Source organism: Blautia sp. Sow4_E7 (assembly GCF_052116245.1).
Taxonomy (GTDB): domain Bacteria; phylum Bacillota; class Clostridia; order Lachnospirales; family Lachnospiraceae; genus Blautia_A.
In genome coordinates this window covers 86,594-109,904 of record NZ_JBQKLL010000009.1, presented here as the reverse complement: position 1 = coordinate 109,904, position 23,311 = coordinate 86,594, and the positions used below count along the sequence as shown (strand labels likewise).

Here is a 23,311-nt window from a genome sequence, read left to right as displayed (position 1 = left end):
CATACCAGAATCGTAAATGCAAACAGACTTCAGGTACACGCGCTTGCTTATAACATATTTAATTGGTTTAGACGATTGGCGTTATCAGCAAATATGCGAAAACAACGCATTGATACCGTCCGTTTAAAACTGCTGAAGATTGCTGCAAAAGTAGTTCATTCAGCAAGATATATCACATTCAAGCTGTGTAGCAGCTGCCCTTATAAAAATGAATTCTATGAGACACTTTCAAATATCGGTAAGCTGAATGTACAGCTGGAATAGCAACTATTAACAAACCTTGACAGCTTAATAACCGCTCAGAACTCTGCCACAGGGATTTTATACCCTTTTTGGAAACTGATTGAGCGATGTTTAGGCTACATGGGTCAATTTTCGGATTCATGGTACAGTTATCAGTTTAGATACTGTTCCGTGAATAATTCAGGATAAAATATTTTTCTAATATTTTCATTGAAATTTATGATCGTATATGATATTCTGTGTGTTAGTGTGTTTCTGCACAGTACGAATGACCGTCATGTCCGTACATTTTTTTTATAAAGAATGTATAGGCAACCGTTTTTTCGTAACTCAGGAGAGTCTCTTCAAAAAAATTTATGGAAGAGCGCCGAAGGTGTACGCAGCATTTGTAATGCTGTTAATCTCTCAGGCAAAAGGATGGAGGAAAGAGAACATGTTTACACAAATCAACAACTTTATCACCTGGTTTGACGGAGTCGTTTGGGGACTTCCGTTGATCATTCTGATCCTGATCACAGGATTCCTTTTAACCGTTCGGTTAGGCTTTTTACAGGTAAGACATCTTGGAAAAGCACTGAAATTCATGGTAAAAAATGAAGATGGCGGTGAAGGTGAAGTCACAAGCTTTGGTGCACTCTGCACAGCTTTATCGGCAACCATCGGAACTGGTAATATTGTAGGTGTTGCCACAGCTATCGCAGCAGGCGGACCTGGAGCCCTGTTCTGGATGATCGTTGCAGCATTTTTCGGAATGGCTACCAAGTACGCAGAAGGACTTCTGGCCATCAAATACCGGACCATTGACAAGGACGGACACGTTCTTGGCGGACCATTTTATTATATTGAGAATGGTATGGGAAAACAGTGGAGATGGCTTGCGAAGATTTTCGCATTCTTTGGAGCTGGCGTTGGTCTTTTTGGAATCGGTACCTTTACACAGGTAAACGGTATTGCTTCTGCTGTAAAGAACTTTTTTGATCCGGATACGGTACACACCGTTTCCCTTTTTGGAAATACATATTCCTGGGCAACTGTAATCGCCTGTCTGATCCTTACCTTATGTGTAGGACTTGTAGTTCTTGGCGGAATCCAGCGTATTGCAAAGGTTTCCCAGATCATCGTGCCATTTATGGCAATTTTATATGTAGTACTTGCCCTGATCATTGTGATCACAAATATTACAGCAGTTCCTGGTGCCATCGCTACAATCGTAAAAACAGCATTTAGCGGAAGCGCCCTCGCAGGCGGTGCTATGGGAACCATGGTTGTGGCAATGCAGAAAGGTATTGCCCGTGGTATTTTCTCTAACGAATCTGGTCTTGGTAGCGCTCCTATCGCAGCTGCTGCCGCTCAGACAAAGGAACCGGTTCGCCAGGGACTTGTTTCCATGACCGGTACTTTTATTGATACCATTGTAATCTGTACGATGACAGGTCTTGCAATTGTCATTACCGAAACCTGGAATACAGGACTTGAAGGTGTGGCCATTACTACTGCTGCCTTCCAGAAGGGACTTCCCTTCCCTGCACAGTTTGCATCCTTTGCACTTATGCTGTGCCTGGTATTCTTTGCATTTACAACCATCCTTGGATGGGATTATTACGGTGAGCGCTGCCTGGAATATCTGTTCAACCGCAACATGACCGCAGTAAAAACTTACCGCTGGTTATATATCATCTGCGTTTTCTTCGGACCATACATGACAGTTGCAGCTGTATGGAACATCGCAGATATCTTCAACGCCCTGATGGCTTTCCCGAACCTGATCGCCCTGCTTGCTTTAAGCGGTGTGGTTGTAAGGGAAACAAAGGATTTCTTTAAAAAACATAAAAATTACGAATAAGATAAAATATAAGAAAGAATTCCTCTCCTGAAAAACATAGAGCCTTGTCTGATACGATGCTTTTAGCCAGTCAGACAAGGTTCTTTTATATGTAACTTTCCTGCTAAAAAGAGGCAAAGCATGTTTGCCCCTGTCTTTGTTCCAATCCTTTTATAAGGAATCCGGATTAAACAGATCGCTGATGCTGTCGCCGTTTCTGTGGATTCCATCTACGGAGAATTCTGCCCACTCACCGATGTTGGTGGCGTGGTCGCCAATCCGCTCGTAATATTTGGAGATCATCAGAAGGTCAAGGACCTCATCACTGGAAAAGCCTATGGTGTTCTGATCCAGTGCATTTCTTACCTTGTCAAAAAGGTTGTCCAGAATATCGTCGCTGTCGATCACCTTTTTCGCTAGATCACTTTTTCCCTCCACGTAAGCGGTAACACTGTCATTTACCATGCGCATGGCGTGGTCAGCCATTTCCTGAAGGGGAATCTGTGTCACTGGAACATGGACGCTTCCTGTGTTCATGATCTCTGCAATATCTGTTGCCTGGTCACCGATCCGCTCCATATCTGTCACCATCTTAAGAGCTGCAGAAATTTTGCGAAGGTCAGCGCCAACCGGCTGCTGCTTCAGAAGAAGCTGCATGCACAGAGCCTCAATATTGTGCTCTTTGTCGTCAATCTCCTTCTCAATTCTTCCAATCTCCTTTGTGGCAGCCTCACGGATATCCACACTTGCCAGAAGCTGACAGGTCTTCATGATGGCCTGACCGCACAAATTTCCCATTTCCAGGATCTCATCTGTAAGCCTGGAAAGCTTTGCGGTATACACATCTCTCATATCAACCAAACCTCCCTGTTATATACTCTTCTGTTTTCTTGTTCTGTGGTCTGGAAAACAGTTCTGTAGTATCATTGTATTCAATGATCTCACCCAGCAGGAAAAATGCGGTCTTATCGGAAATACGGGCTGCCTGCTGCATGTTGTGGGTTACGATCACGATGGTGTAGCGGTCTTTTAATTCCAGGGCCAGATCCTCAATGTGGGATGTGGAGATCGGGTCAAGTGCTGAGGTAGGCTCATCCATAAGAAGCACCTCCGGCTCTACTGCAAGAGCTCTGGCGATGCAAAGTCTCTGCTGCTGTCCACCGGACATACCAAGGGCGCTTTTTTTCAGGCGGTCCTTTACCTCATCCCAGATGGATGCGTTTCGAAGGGCCCGCTCTACAATGTCGTCCAGTTTCTCTTTGGAACGTATCCCGTGAGTACGTGGTCCGTATGCAATGTTGTCATAAATGCTCATTGGGAAAGGATTTGGCTTCTGGAAAACCATTCCCACACGTTTTCTAAGAAGGTTTACGTCAATGTCGCCGTAAATATCCTCCCCGTCCAGGCGGATGTCACCTGTGATCTTGCAGCCTTCCACAAGATCGTTCATGCGGTTTAAGGATTTCAGCAATGTGGATTTTCCGCAGCCGCTTGGACCAATAAAAGCGGTAATCTTCTTTTCCGGAATCTCCAGATTAATATTTTTTAAGGCATGGAAGCTGCTGTAGTACAGATCCATATTTTTTACATCTATTTTACCCATAATTCTCCTTGCTGCAAAAGTTTTCAGTTCATTTTCTGAAAACCTGCTGAGTGTGAATTTTCACAAAAATTCTCTTATCAAAACGTTCACTGTCCGTTTGTGGCTTTGCTCAAATGTTTTGCACAGAAACCGGATACCCAGTTCAGCACAAGTACGAAGATCAGCAGAATAACCGCTGTGGCATATGCCTGATCCATATAAAGTCCCTCACTGGAAAGCACATACATGTGTACAGCCAGGGTACGTCCGGATCCCATCAGGTTGGATGGAACCTTTGCCACAGAACCAGCAGTGTAGATCAGTGCTGCGGTCTCACCAACAATACGTCCTGTTGCAAGTACGACTCCGGAAAGGATTCCTGGGATGGCACTTGGAAGTACCACTTTGAAAACGGTACGGAGCTTTCCTGCACCAAGACCTAAGGAAGCCTCCCTGTACGCATCCGGCACACCCATAAGTGCCTCTTCTGTGGTACGGATGATCAGCGGCAGGATCATGATCACCAGTGTCATAGCGCCAGCCAGAAGGGAATATCCCCAATAGAGGGCGGTACTGAAAAACAGAAGACCGAACAGACCATAGATAATGGACGGGATTCCCTGAAGGGTTTCTGTTGTAACGCGGATGACTTTAACCAACTTGCTGCCTTTTTTCGCATATTCAACCAGATAGATTGCTGCGAAGATTCCAAATGGCACCGCGATCACCAGAGATAACAGGGTGATGATCAGGGTGTTGATCAGCGCCGGCATAAGAGAAGCATTGTCGGAATTGTATTCCAGTGCAAATAAGTCTGGTGTAAGATTTCTGACACCTTTTATCAGAATAAAACCAACGAGAAACGCCATAACTGCCACTGTAACAATTGCAGATAACCATACCAGGAGCCTTAGGATGGCAGAACCAGGATGATTTTTCCAGTAGGATAATTTGCTTTTACTCATCTTCTGCTCTCCTTTTCAGGGCTGATACACACAGGTTGATAATCAGGATGAATACGAAAAGTACTACACCTGTAGCAATCAGCGCTTCCCTGTGAAGATCGGTTGCATAGCCCATTTCAATTACAATATTTGCGGTCATGGTTCGAAGTCCTTTGAAAAGGCCCTGGGGCATCCATGTCTGGTTGCCTGCTACCATGATCACTGCCATCGTCTCGCCAATGGCACGTCCGATTCCAAGAACCACGCCAGCTAACACACCGGATTTTGCAGCCGGGAAAACAGTGCCAAACACACTTTTTTCGTGGGTTGCTCCAAGTGCCAGCGCCCCTTCGTAATAACTTGTGGGAACACTTTTTAAGGCTGGTTCTGCGACGCCGGTTACCGTTGGGAGGATCATAATTCCAAGAAGTACGGAAGCCGTCAGCATGGTACTTCCATCATGACCGGTAAGCTGCCGAAGCAGAGGTACAAACACAGTCAAACCGAAAAATCCATATACAACAGATGGGATTCCTGCAAGAAGGTTTACCATTGCCTTTAATGGTGCATACAGTTTTTTCGGACAATAAAATGCAAGGAAGATTGCAAGCAGAAGGGCTGTTGGAACTCCCACCACTATTGCCCCGGCTGTTACATAAATACTTCCAAGAATGAATGGAAAAATTCCATACATTCCATTGGATGGTTTCCATTTCATTCCAAACAGGAAATCTGGCAGACCAATTTTCGCCATTGCCGGGATTCCGTTTGCAAACAGGAAAATGCAGATTAATGCAACGGCTAATACGGAGGTACAGGCCGCTGCAAGGAATACGAATTTCATTCCAGTTTCTTTGATTGATTTCATATAAAGTAAGTTCCTTTTTATTCGGAAAATTGGGATCCTGCAAAACTTTTTGGCGGCTTTGCAGGATTCCTTATTCCTGTTTCATGTTTCGTAACTGTAAAGGTACTTTATTTCTTATTATTTGGTAAGGTCTTCCCAGGTTGTGATGTTGCCTGTGTAAACATCTTTTACCTGCTCACTGGTAAGTTCCTCAACACCGCTGTCGTTGTTTACGATTACTGCGATACCATCTTTTGCGATAACAGTTGCGGTAAGGCCAGCCTCAAGCTCGCTGTCTTTTAAGTCACGGGATGCCATACCAATGTCGCAAAGTCCGTCGATTGCAGATGTCATACCAGTTGTAGAATCGCTCTGCTGAACCTCGATGTCTACTTTATCGTTTACTGCTTTGTAGCCCTCTGCAAGTTTCTCCATAACTGGTGTTACAGAAGAAGAACCAGCTACTACAACTTTTCCTTCAACGTCAGCTGCTGCATACTCTGGTTTGTCGCCAACTGCGATGTAGCCGTTGTCTTCGATGATCTGCTGTCCTTCAGCGCTCATGATGTATGTAATGAAATCCTGTGCAGCTTCGCTGACATCATCTTTTGTTGCAATGTTGAATGGACGAACAACTTTGTAGTCACCAGATTCGATGTTCTCTGCTGTTGCCTCTGCACCGTCGATCTTTACTGCTGTTACGCTGTCATCCAGGGAACCAAGGGATACATATCCGATCGCGTTCTCATCCTGAGCTACTGTGCTAAGCATAACGGATGTGCTGTTTGTGATCTTTGCTGCTTCTGTTGTGTTGTCTACTTTATTTCCATCTGCGTCTTTTTCTTCAATTCCAAACAGTTCGATGAATGCGCCTCTTGTACCGGATCCGTCCTCTCTGGAGCAGATTGTAATATCTCCTGAAGCTGCTGCCATAACTGTTGTTCCCATTGTTGCTACTCCTAATAATGCCGCCATTGCTACTGCTAAACCTTTTTTCATGATTCATTTCTCCTTTTCTTCGCGGTCCTTATGTTTTTTACCTCTCTCGCGATTACAGTATGTATCTTACTGTCCGGATGTAAAATACACTAGCTTTGGAATGTAAAATCATAGTAAAATATAGCAGGGGTATTTTATATGTTTTTTAACAATATTTTCTTTCCTTTCACCAGACATTTCGAAGGGATTATCCGTTGCTTCCACAGCGTTTTTCTTATATAATAGGGCTATATAAAATTCTGTATACAGAATAATCTGTATGTTAAAAATGAAAGGATCTGCCATGAACGAAGAAGAAAAGAAAGCGCCCTGGCTGGATACGCCGGATCCACAGCGTTTTATTAATAATGCAGCGAAGTTTAATGATCTGATGATGATGTACCGATGTGCCATCCGGGAGGTACAGACCAAGCTGGAGGTTCTGGATGATGAATTTTCCGTGGAATATAAGAGAAATCCTATTTCTTTTATTAAGACAAGGATCAAGAAACCGGAGAGCATTTACCGGAAGCTGCAGAAGCTGGGATATGATTTTACAGCGGAGAATATTCAGGAGCAGTTAAATGATGTGGCTGGTGTCCGGGTGGTCTGTGCTTTTATTGACGATATTTATACGGTAGCTGATCTGATTGCCGGACAGGATGATATTAAAGTCATCAAGATCAAGGATTATATCAAGAATCCCAAGCCAAATGGTTACCGCAGTTATCATATGATTGTGGAAATCCCCGTCTTCTTTTCCAAGGGAAAAACACCTATGCGAGTGGAACTCCAGATCCGCACCAACGGCATGGACTTCTGGGCCACACTGGAGCACCAGCTCCGCTACAAAAAGGGAATCGAGGACCTGCCAGGATATGCGGAGATCAGCGAGGAACTGCTCTGCTCGGCCCAGGCGGTGATCGAGACGGATAATGAGATGCAGCGGATCAAGAATAAGATTGGGATGTTTCATGATATCTAACTTACAAAAAAGCGGCTTTACCTATGAATCTTATCTTTCACAGGTAAAACCGCTTTTTTATTTCAGCCACACAAATACACAAAATAGAATAAATAAAAACGCTGCGCCACCAAAAATCAAGCCAACCGTCAGTGACGCCTTCAGCGAAAGCCAGATCATTCCTCTCCGCTCTTCCTTTGTCATCGGCGGATTTTGAAAAGCAGTCAGCTCATCCGGCACATCACTTTCCATCCCCGGCTCTGGCACCTTTACATCAAATTCTCTCCTGCGTTTCGCTGGATCTCCCGGAAGTATCTGCCACGGTCTTCTTGAATTCCAAGGCATACCATCCACATCCATGTTGGCAACCGTATAATCCGGTAATTCTTCTTTCTGCTTCTTTCCCATGATAGAACCTCCTGATCAAAAACTTACAGGCCAGGAAGTCCCCGGCCTGCTTTCTTCTTAGTCATACAGATGACAACGCACCTTATGCCCATTCCCCATATCCTTAACTTCCGGAACCTGAGTCTTACAGATTTCCATGCATTTCCGGCATCTGGTATGGAACTTACATCCCTTAGGCGGATTCGCCGGAGAAGGAATATTTCCTTCCAGGATAATACGGTTTCTCTTCAGATCCGGATCCGGCATAGGAATAGCAGAGAACAGAGCCTCTGTATACGGATGAAGAGGATTTGCAAAAATATCTGCTGTAGTACCAGTCTCCACAAGACCTCCCAAATACATAATACCGATGGTATCGGAAATATGTTCTACAACAGAAAGGTCATGAGAAATAAACAAATAAGTCAGATTTCTCTTCTCCTGAAGTTCCTTTAACAGGTTAATAATCTGTGCCTGTACAGAAACATCAAGCGCAGAAACCGGCTCGTCACACACAACAAACTCCGGATTCAGAGCAAGTGCTCTTGCAATACAGATACGCTGTCTCTGTCCACCAGAGAACTCATGAGGATAACGGTCTTTATGATAAGACTGAAGTCCACAGTCATCCATGATCTTGGTCACATAATCTGCGTATTCAGACTTGGGAACCAGGTTATGCTCTCTTACTGCTTCCCCAATGATTTCACCGACTGGCAGTCTTGGAGAAAGGGAAGAATAGGGATCCTGGAAAATGATCTGCATCTTGGTACGCATATCGCGCATTTCTTTACCAGAAAGACCATAAACATCTTTTCCATTGAAGAGAACCTGTCCGTCTGTTTTCTCAATCAGTCTTAAGATGGTTCTTCCTGTGGTAGATTTACCACATCCGGACTCTCCAACAAGTCCCATTGTGGTTCCTCTTTTTAAAGTAAAGGAAACATCATCAACTGCCTTTACGGAACCAACCTGCTTACCGAACATTCCACCCTTGATCGGGAAATATTTCTTAAGATGGGATACCTCCAGAATGTTATCGGACTGCTGATTCTTTGTATTTTCTGCTGTCTTATTCTCACTCATGAGTTTTTCCCCCTTCCCCTGGATGAACATTTGCCAGCCATCCTGCTTCCGGACGGTCTGCATAGCGATAACAGCTTACTTCATGTGTAGGACTTAATTTGATCACGCCTGGATAGCTTCCCTGACACTTGTCACAGCTAAGCTCACAACGGTCACGGAAATAACAGTAATCCGGCATATCAATAGGGTTCGGAACCTTACCTGGAATACTGTAAAGCTTGTCAACCTTTTTGCCTACAACCGGTTTGGAACGCATAAGTCCAATGGTGTATGGATGAGACGGGTTCTTAAAAATCTCACTTGCAGTACCTTTCTCAACTACACGACCGGCATACATAACAACTACATAATCTGCCATCTCTGCAATAACACCCAGGTCATGAGTGATCAGCATAATGGAAGAATTGATCTTATCCTTCAGGTTACGCATCAGGTCCAGGATCTGTGCCTGAATGGTAACGTCAAGAGCTGTAGTAGGCTCATCTGCGATGATCAGTCTTGGATTACATGCAAGACCGATTGCGATACATACACGCTGACGCATACCACCGGAAAGCTCATGAGGATACATCTTATAAACGCCCTCACTGTTGGCAATTCCAACCAGCTCCAGCATTTCGATGGTTCTGGCCTTTATCTGCTCTTTGCTCATATCCGGATTGTGAAGCTTGGTGATCTCGTCTACCTGCTCTCCAATACGGAATACCGGGTTCAATGCTGTCATAGGCTCCTGGAAAATCATGGAAAGCTCATTTCCGCGAAGCTTCTGCATTTCACTTGTAGGAGTATTTACAATATTGTAAACCTTATCTCCGGTATTAAAACGGATTTCGCCTTCTACAGTCTGTCCCTGAGGACGCTGTACCAGCTGCATAAGAGAAAGGCTTGTTACAGACTTTCCACAACCGGATTCTCCAACAACACCAACTGTTTTTCCCTGGGGAATTTCAAAGCTTACACCGTCAACGGCTTTAACAGTTCCGATATCTGTAAAGAAATAAGTATGAACATTGTCAAACTCAACTACGTTTTCCGGATTCTTCATGGTAGTGATATACTCTGACTCCGGAATATTCTTTCTGTTTCTCTTCTTCTCTATCTCATTGGTGATCTTTCGATTCTCTTTGGAGATTCTTTTGGTTTCCTTAGCTGAGATATAGTTTGCGTTTTTCTTACCAAATAATGCCATATTCGCACCTACCGTTTCATTTTCGGGTCAAATGCATCACGAAGACCATCACCCACAAAGTTAAATCCAAGAACGGTCAGCAGGATTAAGAATCCGGCCGGGATCCATACGAACCAGAAGTTGGTCAATACGTATACATCATTTACCGCATTTACAATATTACCCCAGGAAGCGTATGGGAATTTAACACCGATTCCAAGGAAGCTAAGAGTTGCCTCCATCAGGATAACATCACCAAGTCCCATTGTTGCAATAACGATCAGCTGTGGAATAACGTTCGGAATCAGGTGACGGAAAATACGTCTTGAAATACGAACACCGGTAGCTTCTGTAGCAACCATAAATTCCTGCTCACGAAGAGACAGGATCTGTCCTCGAACCATACGGGCAATTCCCGGCCATCCTACGATACCAAGAATTGCACAAAGTGCATAAATTCGGATTCGCGGATCAATTTTGTAATAATCCATGACAGAACCGATGATAATGTACAGTGGCATTGCCGGAATACAGATTACAACATCAACCACACGCATGAGAATGGTATCTACCCATCCTCCAAAGTAACCGGACACACCACCGATCAGAATACCGATAATACCTTCAATAATGATAACAACGAAACCAATCATCAGGGAAATACGTCCGCCATACATCAGTCTGGTCAGCATATCCATACCGTTTCCGTCTGTTCCTAACCAGTGCTTTTTACTTGGTCCGGAATAAGTATCATTTACAGTAGTTGCCTTCTGGCTTCTTACAACATACTGTGTATTCTTGGTCTGAAGCTGATAGGTTTCTTCTTCACCAGCCTCATTAATGGCTATAAATGTAGAAGCTTTGTCAGCAATTGCCTGTTCTACTGCCTCTTTAAAGGAAAGAGAAAGGAACACACCCTTTGCCTGAGGAGATACCAGAAGATTGGAAACAGTGGCATAAACTTCGCCATCCTTTACAACCTCTATGGAGGACTCTTCCTCTGTTGTAGTCAGCTCATAGGTTGCGCCATCGTATTCAAAGGAAGTATCTCCTGCTTCAATTGCATCAAGTGCTGCCTGCTGGAAATCAAATCCCATCTCTGCATCATTTGCCGCTGCGCTGAATACTTTCTTGGTTGCAAATGCAACTTCGCCGGAAATTGTGATCTGATTCTCACGTCCGGCTTTCTCAATTGTGTAGGTAGTTCCATCTACTTCAAAGGTATTGGCATCATTTGCCACTGCCTCTTCATAGCCTTCTTTGATTTCATCTGTTACTTCTGTATTTCCAGCCTGTTTATAAGTAGATTTCCCTTTCAGTGTAAGAACGGTTGCTACTGATTCTGAAGAATAAATAGCCCAGTAATCTTCACCTTTTTGTTCCAATCCGTAGGTTACGCCATTTGCTTCAAAGGAATCATTTCCCTTGTTTGTGGCAAGAATAAATTTCTGCTGTCCCTGCGCTGGAAATTCTGCACCATTTGCTGTTGTAAAAATATAAGATTTATTATAGGTAGCTCCTGCATAGTCTTTCCATACATGATCTGTTTTACGGAATACCTGGCTCTCATTGTAAGGGCTTACCATACCACCTATAAATGAAAACAAAAACATCGCTACCAGAATTACAAGTCCTGCCACAGCCAGTTTATTGCGGAAGAAGCGCTTTGCAACAAGCATTCCTGGTGAAAGGACTTTTACACGCTGTTCATCATCCAGTGCCTTGGAGGTACTGACATGATCGTCTTTTTTCTTTGTTGGATCTGTACTCATGTTTTTCCTCCTAATTTACTCGTACCCTTGGATCTGCCACAGCGTACAGGATATCTGCGATCAGATTGCCGGTTAATGTCAGAAATGCCAGAAATACCATATAGAACATGGTAAATGGAATATCTCCCTGGGTTAAAGCCTGGTAGGAGGTATATCCAATTCCCGGAATCTGGAACAAAGTCTCTGTAATCATTGCTCCACCGAACAGGTTCGGAAGTGTACTTCCAAGGATGGTGATGATCGGAATCAGAGTATTGCGGAATGCATGATGAGAAACCACCTTTTTCTCCGGAACACCTTTCGCTCTGGCAGTACGGATATAATCTGCATTCAGAACCTCCAGCATATTGGTTCTGGTATAACGCATAAGAGAACCAACACTTACAATGGTCAGGGTAATAACCGGAAGGATCATATGCTGTGCCATATCCAGCACCTTGCCTACACTTCCGTAGGACTCATGCATACGGCTTACAATACCATACAGGTCAACCCATTTCAGATTAATAGAGAAAATCCATTTCAGAATGGTAGCAAAGAAAAAGGACGGCAGCGAAATACCGATCAATGCAAAAACGGTGACTGCATAATCAATCCTGCTGTACTGCTTCGTTGCCGATATAATACCCAAAGGTATGGCAATTATAATTTCCAACAGGAATGCGGCCAGTGCCAGTGCAAAAGAATACCAGATAACGCTGGCAAATTTCTGGGTTACCGGCTGATGGAAAATCCAGGATTCTCCAAATTCACCATGAACAGCTTTTCCAAGCCAGATAAAATAGCCTTCCAGAACCGGCTTATCCAGTCCATAAGCAGCATTTAACTCAGCAACCAACTCATCATAAGGCTTTGCACCCTGTTTCATTGACATATCACGAGCTCTTCCCTCTACATAAGAAGTCGGAAGGGCTCTCTCAATTGAATAAATGATCATGGAAACGAAGAACAGAATCATCGCTCCAAGAAGTACACGACGTACAATAAATTTTTTCATTATATATATTATCCTTTCAGTATCGGGCGGGAAGACTGACTTACCTTGTTCTTACTGGCAGTGTGTCCTGCCGGTTCTGTCCGTTTTACCGGACCGGGTTCCAGATCATGTTTGAAAAAGGCTTTCTGCAAGATGTGCGTCACAATTTGTGGGAGATTTTGTCCGGATGAGGGCGCCGTAGCGGGCTACGGCAACCGAATTCGGGCAAAATATACCGCAAAGTGGGGCGTGCAGATTGCGGGAATGATTTTTCAAACACGCTCTAGCCCAAGGCATACTGCCAGTAAGGCAGTGGGCCCACTTATTATGGTGGACCCACTGCGCTAACAGGTCAATCTTCTTTTATACCTTTAGTTCATTTCGATATTAATGATATCTCCATACCATGGATAGAATGTAGTAACATCTTTCGTAAAGGTATCTGCATTGATACGCTCAGGGCTATAAATAACGCAGTTCTGTCTCTGATAGATCGGAATCTCAACTGCCCAGTCAAGAATAATATCCAGACACTGTTTGTAAACAGATTTTCTGTATTCCTGATCAGCTGTAGAACGGGCATCAATAATATCCTGATCCAGTGTTTCATCATTGATGTGGTAGTAATTGCTCTTTACACTTGCGCTGTGGTAAACCTGATACATATCAGGATCCACTGTTGCCTGCCATGCAGCTGCCCACATTTCTACGGTACCTGCATTTAAAGCATCCCACATAATGTTGGAGTCTGTAACATCATTGATCTCAAGTGTAAATCCGATGGACTCAAGAGCTGCCTTAGCATCTGTAAGGATTGCAAAGCTTGGGTGATCTCCACTTCCGTCAGCGCCGATGATGATCTCATAAGTCATCTTCGCACCTTCCGGAGCTGCTGTTACCTTGCCATTCTCTACAGTGTATCCGGCTGCTTCGAAGAAGCCAAGAGCTGCCTGTGTTGCTGCTGCAAACTTCTCATCATCCGTCATATCGTCTGTGTAAAGCGGATTTCCATCAACATCTACAGAGTAAGCTACCTGATAATCTGCATCAGATTTCTGAGGAGCTGCCCAGGATGTATTGGAGATCGGGTAGTTGATTACGGAAGCAGCATCTCCATAATAGGAATCGATTGCTACATCACGATATACAGCAAGTACAGTTGTAAGTGCTTTTCTTAAGTTCTTGGAAGCGTCAGATCCTGGCTCTCCGCCAACGTTGATTGTGTTAGCGTTAAGACCGATATATCCGTATCCAAGGTTGTCTGTTGCGTTAACGATGATCTTATCACCGCTGAGCTCATCGTTTCCGTTAATGCTCTTGATCTGATCAAATGCAGATTTGCTTCCGGATGGATCGGAAAGGTCGATTGTACCCTGCTCAACACCGGCAATCTTATCTGCGTCAGAAGTCTCACGCCACTGGAGGTACTTAGTCTTAGGAGCACCCTTGTAGTAGTTCTCGTTTGCTTCCATGTATACAGTCTTGTTCTCATATTTCACAAATTTGTACGGACCTGCACCAAGTGGCTGATTGGATTTATCACGTACAGCGGAGAGATCTCCTCTTGTGAAACCGAACTGATTGTTGTCATAATCATAGAGAGAAGCATCCCCATAATAATGCATTGGCTCAACGATTACGCCAAGCTGATAGATTGTAGTTGCCTCGAAACCATCTGTGGTAACCTCAACTTCGTAATCACCAAGCTTCTTGATTCCCTCAATGTTCGCAACTTCTTCACCTTCACCTGCTGCAGTTTTCTGCTCTACCAGGTATTCGGAAGCGATTGTTGCTGCATCTTCATCGAAGTATGCTTCATCGCCATATGCGGCTGCAAGTGCAAGATAGTCCTTGCCATACTGGTCTGCGATCTCATGAATGATCGTATCCTGATCTTTGCCATCTACAGAATAGTTCTCATCTGCTGCGTAAAGCATTCCAAAGAACTCATCTCCGTTAGTAACACCATAAGCATCTGCATAATCTTCCCATGCAGTCTGTGCCCACTCATACTCAGACGTAAGAAGCGGAACAATCAGCTCATCTTTCACTCTTGCAGCAACTTCATCCGGCATATCTGCAAGTGTATTTGCAACATCCTCATCTGTGATGGAATCTGCGGCTGTGGAATTCAGACGGTAGTTTTTCATACCTTTGATATTGGTGGAGTAGAAGGTTGCATTTCCATCATAATCTGTATCAGAAAGTACATAATATGTGAAAATCAGGTCATCTGCGGTAAGAGGCTCACCGTCAGAAAAGGTTACATCCTCACGAAGCTTGAAATTATATACAGTCTCATCCTCGCCCTCTGTAACAGTTACGTCGGAAAGTCCTGTGTAAGTATAATCCGTTCCGTTATACTCATGTGTCTCACCCTCGATACCATTGTAAATAATAGCACCTGTACGGTCACTTCCAAACAGAACTTCACCTACATTCTCTGCGATCTGCTGATCCGGAACTGCCTCGTGGAATAATCCACTGAATTTCTCGGAGAAGTTAGTCTGTCCAATAACAAGTGGTGTATCAGAAGAACCTCCCTCAGCTTCTTCAGCAAAAACAGGTACACTCACTGTTGATGCTGCCATGACACCTGTTAATAACAGGGCCATTAACTTCTTCTTGCTCATATCTTATCCTCCTTTTTTAAGATATTTTATTGTAACTATTCATCAGAGCCTGTTGGAGACTCCTGAGGCCAGCTACTACAGACAACCTGAAAATTTGTTGTCTTATACCTCTCTATTTTACCATGTTTTATTACATGTGCAATAGCTATATGGCGAAATATGTCTGGAATTTTGTCCATAATTGTCAAAAATTGAAAGATTTTCACTCAAAATTTGTAAATTTTGCTTTAATCCGCCAACTTTGCACAGCACTAACACTTCCCAGTACTAAAATCAGCACAGCTGCCGCCTCGAATAATAGTTCCCTTGTTAAGATAAGATTTTCGGAACCTTTTAAAAGAAAGATCAGGTTCGCCACGCTTGTGAAAAGCCCCAGCACTGTGATGGCAATGCTGCATCTCGCCGGACGGCGCACCCCTTTTTCATATTGGGCGCGGGTCATGTGGTCTATATGTTCTTCTGGAATCACCACCTGTGAGTTATCCACCTTCCCCTCCTGCTTTCTGCAAAAAAGGAATAAGGAGACACCTCCCATGATTCCATAGGAAACAGGGAAGACCACCACCATATAGGGAAGCAATATCCAGAAAATCCTGCTGCCTTCGTTATTCAGCATTAGACTGGCAAAATAGATCACAAGGGCGACTGCCATAAACCCGGTATAAAGAAGCGCATAACTTTTCAGCTCTGCGACAGACAGATTGCTGCCGTACCATTTCCCCGTATATTCAAATTGTTTCCCGCTCTGGCGGTAATCATTCCCATATTTTTTCACAAATCTTCCTCGGCTTTCCTATAAGATTACTGTCATTATCTAAACAGTACTCCCGTACGTTCCAAATCTCTTTTCTCCGGATTTTGCCGGAGCAAAATTCTCAGTCCAGTTTCTTATCCAGCTCATCCACGATTTTCTGGATGCAGCCATCTGTAAACGGAACGATAAGTCCCACCTGTTTCAGCATGGATGGATAGAAATCGCTTGCAGACAGACGACAAAGCTTCATATAGTCAGCCCATGCCCCAACCTGGTCTTTCTCCATGCGGATCTTAAACTGGAATGCACAAAGCTGTGCAAGTACATAATCAATATAGTAGAAAGGCATCTCAAAAATGTGATGCTGTCTCTGCCAGTAGCCGCCCTCTTCCATAAACTTACAGCCTGTGGAATCCATATACGGACGGTACTCCTGCTCCAGCCTGTTCCATGCATCTCGGCGCTCCTTCGGAGTCAGCTCAGGATTGCCGTATACAATGTGCTGGAATTCATCTACCATTGTTCCATAAGGAATAAAATCGATGGCATCCTCAAGGTGCATCTTGCGGTAGTCGTCTCCTCTTTCTCCGAAGAACAGCTCGATCCAAGGCTCAGCAAAGAATTCCATGGACATGGAATGAATCTCAGCAGTCTCCATGGTCAGATATCTGGAATGATCACTGATGGGATCCTTGCTGGATACAAAGTTCTGGAAAGCGTGTCCGCACTCATGTGTGATCACATCCACGTCCCCGCTGGTTCCGTTAAAGTTTGCAAAAATAAACGGTACCCCATAGTCCGGAAGCTCTGTCATGTAACCGCCGGTGGCTTTATTTTTACGTCCTAATACGTCAAAAAGCTCATTCTCCATCATCATGTTGAAGAAATCCTTTGTCTCCTCGGACATCTCGGTGTACATCTTACGGCCGCTCTCAAGGATTTCCTCAGGTGTACCGATAGGTGCCGGATCTCCCTGTGGGAAATAAACGCCCATATCATAATAGCGAAGGGCATCTACTCCAAGACGTGTCTGACGGTTCTTGTGCATCTTGGAAGCTAACGGTACAAAAACGTTCTTGATCTGCTCACGGAGCTTCTGCACATCTTCCTTGGTATAAGAATTACGGTTCATACGGCAGTAGCCCATATCAATGTAATTCTCAAAGCCCAGCATCTGTGCCTGTTTGGTACGGTTCTTCACCATCAGGTCATAGATTTCATCGATTTCAGACTGATTTTCCTCAAAGAAAGCGGAAAAAGCATCCCATGCTTTCTTACGGGTATCACGATCCTGGGAGCGCATATGCTTACGCATAAGGGAAAGGTTCAGTTCCTCTCCTTCCCACATGATCTTGGCAGAAGCGATCAGCTTGCTGTAACGGGAAGCAAGGGCATTCTCCTCCTGCATCAGCGGGATCAGGCTGTCATCAAAGGATTTCATCTCCAGTTCCATAGATTTAAATGCAACTGGTCCGATCTTCTCTTCCATATACGCACGGTATGGAGTGGCAAAAAGTACCTTCTTATACTCATTGGTCACTGCATCCAGTTCTGGAAGCTTCTCATTGTAGTAAGTCTTCTCGCCATCGTAAAACTCATTTGTCACATCCCCATCTCTGCGGATATGGGCGATGGTGTAAAGAGTTCTCACGTGATCCATCAGCTTATTAAATTCCTCATGGAGCGCAAACTGCTCTTCCCCGCTTTTTGCAGAGGATGCACGCTGGATAATCTCTTTCGCCTGTGCGATCACTGCTGGAAAATCCACACGGGTGTAAGGCATTTCTGAAAATTTCATCTCGTTCCTCCTTTATAGACGTAAATGGGCGGACAAACTTCCCGAAGCTTCTCCTTCAGAATGCTGTCCGTCCATTGTCGCGTATTATCTACTATAGCATAACTGGATTTAAAATAAAAGGCTTTAAATTATTAAAAAAGCATAAAAACATTCCAATAAGAATTGTCCTACTCTGCTACGCCTTCCTCACCCTCTTCTACGATCTCCATATCATCAAGAGTCTCATCCATCTCTTCGTCTTCCTCATATTCATCCTCTGTATAAGGCGCCTCTGTTACATTGGCTTTCTCCAGAAGAAGATCTGTCACCTTGCTCTCATAAAGGGCATTTACCAGTGTCTCACGGGTATACAGTGCCTCGAAATCAGATGCGGTTTCTCCATAGTAGTCTGCATATTCATTTACATAATCCACATATTCGTCTTCGGTTACTTCCACATTATTTGCCTGTGCATAAGCGCTGATGAAAAGGCGGCGGTTTACAAGGTTCTTCGCCTCTTCCTCGATGTCGCTGTCTGTAACACCAAACATATCCAGCACATCACTTACGTCTCCCCCTTCATCCACAAACATGGAATAACCGGAAAGTGCTTCCTCCTTGCAGGAAGCAAACAGATCATCCGGATACTCTCCTGTAAAATCTGTTTTCTCAATGCATGCGTTGATCAGCTCTTCTGCCTCATCATAGGTGCTCTGTTCCTCGTAGGACTGCTCCAGATATTCCTTTACAGCGGCTTCGTATTCTTCCTTCGTGTCATAACCGGTGTAATCCTTTACATAGTCATCTGTATACTCCGGTGTATTGGAGGTGGTAACATCTGTCACTTCCACAGAGAAATCAACTGTTTTTCCCTGCCAGTTCTCCTGCCAGGTATCGTCATCGTATGTGATGGTAAAATCAAGTTTATCACCAGTGGAAACGCCAGTCATTTTCTCATCAAATTCTGCACCGAATTCTTCCTGTCCAAGAGTGATAAAAGTCTCCTCCGGATCGTCAGCGTCCTCCCCTTCTACAGTGGCAGTAAGTGTCATGTATACAATATTTCCATCCTCAGATGGGGCATCCGTGGACTCTTCCTCGCTGGCATCTGCCAGTTCTTCCTGGATTTCCTCCTGGACCATGTCGTCTGTGATCTCATACGTATACTTCGTCACCTCAACTCCGTCGTAATCTCCCATAGTTACATAATCGGAGGCATTCTGGACCAGATAGTCAGATGGAGTGATCGGGTCAAGGGCAACTTCTTCCTCTGCGTCATCTGCATCGATCACTTCATTATTCTCTACATCCTGGGAAAATTCCGGATCCAGCTCCTCGCCGTTCTCATCCGGATCAGCGACGGTCAGATCCTCATCTGTGCTCTCTGTGGCTGTATTGTCTGTGCTCTCCTGTTTGGAAGAATTGTCTCCGCAGCCTGCCAGAACAGTCATAGCTGCAAGAGCAGCAAGTACATATCTTTTCTTCATATTTTTAATCCTTTCTGTATGTTTCAGGTGTGTCAGTTAATATCAATATAACATTTTCGCAATATTTTGTAAACTTTCTTTTCCAAAGACACTGTTTTTTCACAGATTGCGGTCCTCTATATAAAAAACCTCCATCCAGACTGTACCTTTTGGCAGTCTGGATGGAGGTCTTAAAATTTCAATTCATAAACCGATTCGCCTAAAACGCGGACCCTTTTTATCGTTCCTCGCGGAAATAGGAAAGTCCCAGGCTTTCCGGAGGCTGATTCTCTTTCTTCTTCCGGAAGCTTACCACAACCAGCACGATAATGGTAACCACATAAGGAACCATCTGGATCAAATCTGTAACGTAGCTTGCAACCTTGATTCCAAGAATACTTGGAAGGAACTGATACAGCCAGTAGAGCATACCGAAAAGGTAAGCGCCCCAGATGGCGTTCAGCGGTTTCCAGGTGGTGAAGATTACCAGTGCAACGGCCAGCCAGCCAAGAGCCTCAATCTGCTCTGTGGTCGCCCAGATTCCCTGGTTGTAATCCAGTACGTAGTACAAGCCGCCGATTCCGGAAAGACCGGCACCGATACAGGTTGCCAGGTATTTGTACTTGGTTACGTTGATTCCGGCAGCATCTGCTGTTCCCGGATTTTCACCAACTGCACGAAGATTTAAGCCCACTCTTGTCTTATTCAGCACATAGTGGAGAACCACCGCAAGGATAATTGCCACATATACCAGGAACCCATAACAGAAAACGGTTTTGCTCAGGATTCCAAGCTTGCTTGACAAAAACGGGATCTTCTTGGAAAAAGAAGCATAAGCCATCGGTGCTGCAGTATAACTTGCGCCGTTCAGGATAAATACGCCAAAGAAATTGGCAACACCCATACCAAAAGTGGTAAGTGCAAGACCGGTTACATTCTGGTTTGCACGAAGGGTGATGGTCAGGAAACTGAAGATCAGTCCGCCTAACATGGAAGCCGCGATGGCAGCCACAAGTGCCAGGATCACACAGATCCAGCCCTTTGGATCTGCGGAATTTTTCTCATAGAAATAGGAGCTTGCAAAACCTGCAAAACCGCCAAGATACATAATTCCAGGAACACCCAGGTTCAGGTTTCCGGATTTCTCAGTGGTGATCTCACCCATGGAACCAAACATGATGATCGTTCCAAATGGAATTGCCCTGATGATCCATGCAATCAGATTACTCATTTAGTGCACCTCCTTTTTGGAACCACGGAAAATCATCTTATAGTTGATAAAGAATTCACTTCCAAGGATAAAGAACAAGATCACACCTTCAATAATACTTGCCGCATAGTCATTCAGGCTGTATGCGGAAGCGATCTCTGCTGCACCTTTGGAAAGGAAGATCAGCAGGAAGGAGATCAACGCCATATAAAACGTATTAAACTTGGCAAGCCATGCAACAATAATAGCTGTAAATCCGTTTCCGCCTGCAGAGGTAGTGGAAATGGTCTGGTCTCTTCCGGCTACGATCAGGAAACCAACCAGACCGCAGATTGCACCGGAAATGATCATGGTACGGATGGTCACCCATTTTACATTGATTCCTGCATATCTTGCAGTGTTCTCAGATTCTCCAACAACAGTGATCTCGTATCCCTGTTTGGAATACTTCAGATAGAAAAACATGACGAACATCAGGATCACAACGATCAGGATGTTGATGTTATATCTCTGTCCCAGGAACTGTGGGAACCATCCAACCTGTGTGGACATGTTCAGTTTACCAAGGCTGGAAGCCTTTCCACGAAGGATGTTGGTCATGCAGGCCACAATACTGGTTGCCACATAGTTCATCATCAGGGTAAAAAGTGTCTCATTTGTATTCCAGTATGCCTTAAACACAGCTGGGATAAAGCCCCACAGACCACCTGCGATGACGCTGGTAAGGAACATTACCAGGAAAAGCACCGGTGTGGGAAGGCTGGCTCCGCATTTTACCATGACCATGGCAGTGGCAAGACCGCCCATGAGCACCTGTCCCTCTGCACCAATGTTCCAGAAACGCATTTTAAATGCAGGTGCAAGGGCGATACCAATACAGAGCAGAGTTACCAGGTCCCGCATAGCCCAGGAAAAACGGATGCTTGTCATAAAAGTACCGTTAAACATAACTACATATACAGATAAAGGATTCAGTCCGGTTACGCTGTAGATAAAAACTGCATCTACAACCAGCGCCAGTAAAATGGCAGCTGCGCGAACCCATACTTTGTAGCCGAAGCTGCTTCTGTCACGCTTTATAATTCGGACTAAGGGTTCTTTTGTTTTCACTTCACTCATTTATTTCCCCTCCTTCCGAAGATTTGTCATCAGCAGACCAACCTCTTCCTTGGTGGTTGTTCTTGCATCCAGAATGCCGTTCTCCCTGCCTCCGCAGAGAACCAGAATACGGTCGCACAGATCAATGAGCACATCCAGGTCCTCACCAACATAGACAACTGCAACGCCTTCTTTTTTCTCCTCGTCCAGAAGATTATAGATTGTATAGGAGGTATTGATATCCAGACCACGTACTGCATAGGCAGTCATCAGGACAGTTGGTGCCTCTGCGATTTCACGGCCTACCAGAACCTTCTGTACATTACCGCCGGAGAGCCGGGATACAGGAGTATTTAAGCTTGGGGTAACAACCTCCAGCTCTTTTTTTACCTTTTCTGCCATTTTCTTCGGGGCACGCATATCGGTAATCGGAGATGGACCATTTCCATAACTCTTTAACAGCATATTTCCAGTCATACCCATGGAACCAACAAGTCCCATTCCAAGACGATCTTCTGGAACAAATGCAAGATGCACACCGGCATCCCGGATTTTCTTTGGTGTTTTGCCAACCAGCTGAAGGGGCTGGTCTTCTTTACCTTTTTCATAGAATTCAATGCTGCTGCCCTGAGCTGTAATCTGAAGTCCTGCAATGGCTTCCAGAAGCTCCTTCTGGCCATTTCCGGAAATTCCCGCTATACCAAGGATTTCTCCGCTGAAAACATCGAAGCTTACATCGTCCAGCACCTTGACTTCCTCACGGTTATAAACAGTCAGATGGGAAACGGAAAGGCGTTTCACAGGATTTACAGGCGCAGAGCGTGCAATATTCAGTTCCACCTTCTTGCCAACCATCATCTCTGTAAGGGAATTTTCTGTAGCTTCACTGGTCTCTACTGTACCTATGTACTCCCCTTTTCGAAGGATTGCCACGCGGTCAGAAATCTCCAGAACTTCGTGAAGCTTGTGGGTAATGATGATAACAGATTTGTTATCTGCTTTCATGTTTCGGATCACTTCAAAAAGTCTCGCCGTTTCCTGAGGAGTCAGAACTGCCGTAGGCTCATCCAGGATCAGGATGTTTGCTCCTCTGTAGAGAACTTTTACAATTTCCAGAGTCTGTTTCTGGGATACACTCATCTCATAAACCTTCTGGTTTAAATCCAGGTCAAAGTGATATTTATCGCAGATAGCCTGGGCTTTTTTCTTAACCTCTTTCAGGTCAAATTTCTGTTTCTTATCAAGACCGAGGGCGATGTTCTCAGTGGCACTGAATACATCGATCAGTTTAAAATGCTGGTGGATCATACCAACCCCCAGATCGTAGGCATCTTTCGGAGAGCGGATCTCCACCTTCCTGCCGTCTATCATGATCTCGCCGGAATCCGGAAAATAGATACCGGAGATCATATTCATAAGAGTGGTCTTGCCACTTCCGTTTTCTCCCAGAAGGGAGAGGATCTCACCTTTTTTTACGTCAAGGTTGACATTTTTGTTGGCAACAACTTTTCCAAATGTTTTGGTAACATTTTTTAATTGAATGGCATATTCCAAAGTGTTGTGCCTCCCTTCCTGTTTTTATGCACAAGACAAACCCGGTTCTT

The 23,311-nt window shown here is 44.5% G+C and carries 21 protein-coding genes, 1 pseudogene and 1 riboswitch; of the genes and pseudogenes, 4 read left to right on the top strand and 18 right to left on the bottom strand.

The window, feature by feature from the left end; translation table 11 throughout:
• Together ACTQ50_RS07855 and ACTQ50_RS07850 are read left to right on the top strand one after the other, a co-directional pair.
• On the top strand, positions 1–264 hold a 264-nt coding region (locus ACTQ50_RS07855), incomplete at its 5' end, for a transposase (protein WP_441483724.1).
• Between the two features lie 300 nt (positions 265–564).
• A riboswitch (glycine riboswitch) is annotated at positions 565–674 on the top strand.
• A gap of 2 nt (positions 675–676) precedes the next feature.
• On the top strand, positions 677–2,086 hold the full coding sequence (locus ACTQ50_RS07850; RefSeq protein WP_441483723.1) for an alanine/glycine:cation symporter family protein: 1,410 nt from the start codon (positions 677–679) through the stop codon (positions 2,084–2,086).
• A 150-nt stretch (positions 2,087–2,236) separates the two neighbouring features.
• Here the strand turns inward: ACTQ50_RS07850 and phoU are convergent, their stop codons facing one another.
• From phoU to ACTQ50_RS07825, 5 genes are all read right to left on the bottom strand, one after another.
• On the bottom strand, positions 2,237–2,917 hold the full coding sequence (gene phoU / locus ACTQ50_RS07845) for a phosphate signaling complex protein PhoU (RefSeq protein WP_441483722.1): 681 nt from the start codon (positions 2,915–2,917) through the stop codon (positions 2,237–2,239).
• 1 nt (position 2,918) lies between these two features.
• Positions 2,919–3,668, bottom strand: coding sequence for a phosphate ABC transporter ATP-binding protein PstB (pstB, locus tag ACTQ50_RS07840; protein ID WP_441483721.1), 750 nt, complete (start codon positions 3,666–3,668; stop codon positions 2,919–2,921).
• An 86-nt stretch (positions 3,669–3,754) separates the two neighbouring features.
• Complete coding sequence (gene pstA, locus ACTQ50_RS07835; RefSeq protein ID WP_441483720.1) at positions 3,755–4,612, bottom strand: phosphate ABC transporter permease PstA; 858 nt, start codon at positions 4,610–4,612, stop codon at positions 3,755–3,757.
• Positions 4,605–5,459 carry a phosphate ABC transporter permease subunit PstC gene (gene pstC / locus ACTQ50_RS07830; protein ID WP_441483719.1) on the bottom strand — a complete coding sequence of 285 codons (855 nt, stop codon included), beginning with the start codon at positions 5,457–5,459 and terminating at the stop codon, positions 4,605–4,607. The genes pstA and pstC overlap by 8 nt, the downstream gene beginning before the upstream one ends.
• A 117-nt stretch (positions 5,460–5,576) precedes the next feature.
• Positions 5,577–6,437 carry a substrate-binding domain-containing protein gene (locus tag ACTQ50_RS07825; RefSeq protein ID WP_441483718.1) on the bottom strand — a complete coding sequence of 287 codons (861 nt, stop codon included), beginning with the start codon at positions 6,435–6,437 and terminating at the stop codon, positions 5,577–5,579.
• A 283-nt stretch (positions 6,438–6,720) separates the two neighbouring features.
• Between ACTQ50_RS07825 and ACTQ50_RS07820 the strand changes: the two genes are divergently transcribed.
• Positions 6,721–7,401 carry a GTP pyrophosphokinase gene (locus ACTQ50_RS07820; protein ID WP_441483726.1) on the top strand — a complete coding sequence of 227 codons (681 nt, stop codon included), beginning with the start codon at positions 6,721–6,723 and terminating at the stop codon, positions 7,399–7,401.
• Between the two features lie 57 nt (positions 7,402–7,458).
• On the opposite strand, the gene ACTQ50_RS07815 is transcribed toward ACTQ50_RS07820, so the two are convergent.
• The 6 genes from ACTQ50_RS07815 to ACTQ50_RS07790 form a co-directional block, all read right to left on the bottom strand.
• The gene (locus tag ACTQ50_RS07815; RefSeq protein WP_441483717.1) at positions 7,459–7,788 is read right to left on the bottom strand and encodes a hypothetical protein; all 330 of its coding nucleotides are present in this window, start codon (positions 7,786–7,788) and stop codon (positions 7,459–7,461) included.
• A 57-nt stretch (positions 7,789–7,845) separates the two neighbouring features.
• Complete coding sequence (locus ACTQ50_RS07810) at positions 7,846–8,853, bottom strand: ABC transporter ATP-binding protein (RefSeq protein WP_441483716.1); 1,008 nt, start codon at positions 8,851–8,853, stop codon at positions 7,846–7,848.
• Complete coding sequence (locus tag ACTQ50_RS07805) at positions 8,846–10,042, bottom strand: ABC transporter ATP-binding protein (RefSeq protein WP_441483715.1); 1,197 nt, start codon at positions 10,040–10,042, stop codon at positions 8,846–8,848. The genes ACTQ50_RS07810 and ACTQ50_RS07805 overlap by 8 nt, the downstream gene beginning before the upstream one ends.
• A gap of 8 nt (positions 10,043–10,050) precedes the next feature.
• Positions 10,051–11,793, bottom strand: a complete 1,743-nt coding sequence (locus tag ACTQ50_RS07800; RefSeq protein ID WP_441483714.1) for an ABC transporter permease — start codon at positions 11,791–11,793, stop codon at positions 10,051–10,053.
• Positions 11,794–11,803: 10 nt separating this feature from the next.
• Positions 11,804–12,790, bottom strand: coding sequence for an ABC transporter permease (locus ACTQ50_RS07795; protein WP_441483713.1), 987 nt, complete (start codon positions 12,788–12,790; stop codon positions 11,804–11,806).
• Between the two features lie 105 nt (positions 12,791–12,895).
• A complete protein-coding gene (locus ACTQ50_RS07790) occupies positions 12,896–13,003 on the bottom strand; it encodes a DUF6783 domain-containing protein (protein ID WP_441483725.1) in 108 nt (35 codons plus the stop codon).
• Between ACTQ50_RS07790 and ACTQ50_RS07785 the strand changes: the two are divergent.
• A pseudogene (locus ACTQ50_RS07785) lies at positions 12,962–13,117 on the top strand (DUF6783 domain-containing protein); the annotation flags it as partial. The gene ACTQ50_RS07790 and the pseudogene ACTQ50_RS07785 sit on opposite strands and share 42 nt — an antisense overlap.
• Positions 13,118–13,140: 23 nt before the next feature.
• On the opposite strand, the gene ACTQ50_RS07780 reads toward ACTQ50_RS07785, so the two are convergent.
• The 7 genes from ACTQ50_RS07780 to ACTQ50_RS07750 form a co-directional block, all read right to left on the bottom strand.
• Positions 13,141–15,402, bottom strand: coding sequence for an ABC transporter substrate-binding protein (locus ACTQ50_RS07780; protein ID WP_441483712.1), 2,262 nt, complete (start codon positions 15,400–15,402; stop codon positions 13,141–13,143).
• 202 nt (positions 15,403–15,604) lie between these two features.
• Positions 15,605–16,177: a hypothetical protein gene (locus tag ACTQ50_RS07775; RefSeq protein ID WP_441483711.1), complete on the bottom strand. Its 573-nt coding sequence runs from the start codon at positions 16,175–16,177 to the stop codon at positions 15,605–15,607.
• Between the two features lie 100 nt (positions 16,178–16,277).
• Positions 16,278–17,954, bottom strand: coding sequence for a M3 family oligoendopeptidase (locus ACTQ50_RS07770; protein ID WP_441483710.1), 1,677 nt, complete (start codon positions 17,952–17,954; stop codon positions 16,278–16,280).
• Positions 17,955–18,121: 167 nt separating this feature from the next.
• A complete protein-coding gene (locus tag ACTQ50_RS07765; protein ID WP_441483709.1) occupies positions 18,122–19,420 on the bottom strand; it encodes a hypothetical protein in 1,299 nt (432 codons plus the stop codon).
• A 217-nt stretch (positions 19,421–19,637) separates the two neighbouring features.
• Entirely contained in the window at positions 19,638–20,630 is a 993-nt protein-coding gene (locus tag ACTQ50_RS07760) for an ABC transporter permease (protein ID WP_441483708.1), read from the bottom strand.
• A complete protein-coding gene (locus tag ACTQ50_RS07755) occupies positions 20,631–21,728 on the bottom strand; it encodes an ABC transporter permease (RefSeq protein WP_441483707.1) in 1,098 nt (365 codons plus the stop codon). It lies immediately after the preceding gene.
• On the bottom strand, positions 21,729–23,261 hold the full coding sequence (locus ACTQ50_RS07750) for an ABC transporter ATP-binding protein (RefSeq protein WP_441483706.1): 1,533 nt from the start codon (positions 23,259–23,261) through the stop codon (positions 21,729–21,731). It abuts the gene before it with no gap.
• Positions 23,262–23,311: the final 50 nt, after the last annotated feature.

Bases quoted from the DNA above. Each gene is read 5' to 3' on its own strand.
- ACTQ50_RS07850 (WP_441483723.1), top strand. From the start codon at position 677: ATGTTTACACAAATCAACAACTTTATCACCTGGTTTGACGGAGTCGTT.
- phoU (WP_441483722.1), bottom strand. From the start codon at position 2,917: ATGAGAGATGTGTATACCGCAAAGCTTTCCAGGCTTACAGATGAGATC.
- pstB (WP_441483721.1), bottom strand. From the start codon at position 3,668: ATGGGTAAAATAGATGTAAAAAATATGGATCTGTACTACAGCAGCTTC.
- pstA (WP_441483720.1), bottom strand. From the start codon at position 4,612: ATGAGTAAAAGCAAATTATCCTACTGGAAAAATCATCCTGGTTCTGCC.
- pstC (WP_441483719.1), bottom strand. From the start codon at position 5,459: ATGAAATCAATCAAAGAAACTGGAATGAAATTCGTATTCCTTGCAGCG.
- ACTQ50_RS07825 (WP_441483718.1), bottom strand. From the start codon at position 6,437: ATGAAAAAAGGTTTAGCAGTAGCAATGGCGGCATTATTAGGAGTAGCA.
- ACTQ50_RS07820 (WP_441483726.1), top strand. From the start codon at position 6,721: ATGAACGAAGAAGAAAAGAAAGCGCCCTGGCTGGATACGCCGGATCCA.
- ACTQ50_RS07815 (WP_441483717.1), bottom strand. From the start codon at position 7,788: ATGGGAAAGAAGCAGAAAGAAGAATTACCGGATTATACGGTTGCCAAC.
- ACTQ50_RS07810 (WP_441483716.1), bottom strand. From the start codon at position 8,853: ATGAGTGAGAATAAGACAGCAGAAAATACAAAGAATCAGCAGTCCGAT.
- ACTQ50_RS07805 (WP_441483715.1), bottom strand. From the start codon at position 10,042: ATGGCATTATTTGGTAAGAAAAACGCAAACTATATCTCAGCTAAGGAA.
- ACTQ50_RS07800 (WP_441483714.1), bottom strand. From the start codon at position 11,793: ATGAGTACAGATCCAACAAAGAAAAAAGACGATCATGTCAGTACCTCC.
- ACTQ50_RS07795 (WP_441483713.1), bottom strand. From the start codon at position 12,790: ATGAAAAAATTTATTGTACGTCGTGTACTTCTTGGAGCGATGATTCTG.
- ACTQ50_RS07780 (WP_441483712.1), bottom strand. From the start codon at position 15,402: ATGAGCAAGAAGAAGTTAATGGCCCTGTTATTAACAGGTGTCATGGCA.
- ACTQ50_RS07770 (WP_441483710.1), bottom strand. From the start codon at position 17,954: ATGAAATTTTCAGAAATGCCTTACACCCGTGTGGATTTTCCAGCAGTG.
- ACTQ50_RS07765 (WP_441483709.1), bottom strand. From the start codon at position 19,420: ATGAAGAAAAGATATGTACTTGCTGCTCTTGCAGCTATGACTGTTCTG.
- ACTQ50_RS07760 (WP_441483708.1), bottom strand. From the start codon at position 20,630: ATGAGTAATCTGATTGCATGGATCATCAGGGCAATTCCATTTGGAACG.
- ACTQ50_RS07755 (WP_441483707.1), bottom strand. From the start codon at position 21,728: ATGAGTGAAGTGAAAACAAAAGAACCCTTAGTCCGAATTATAAAGCGT.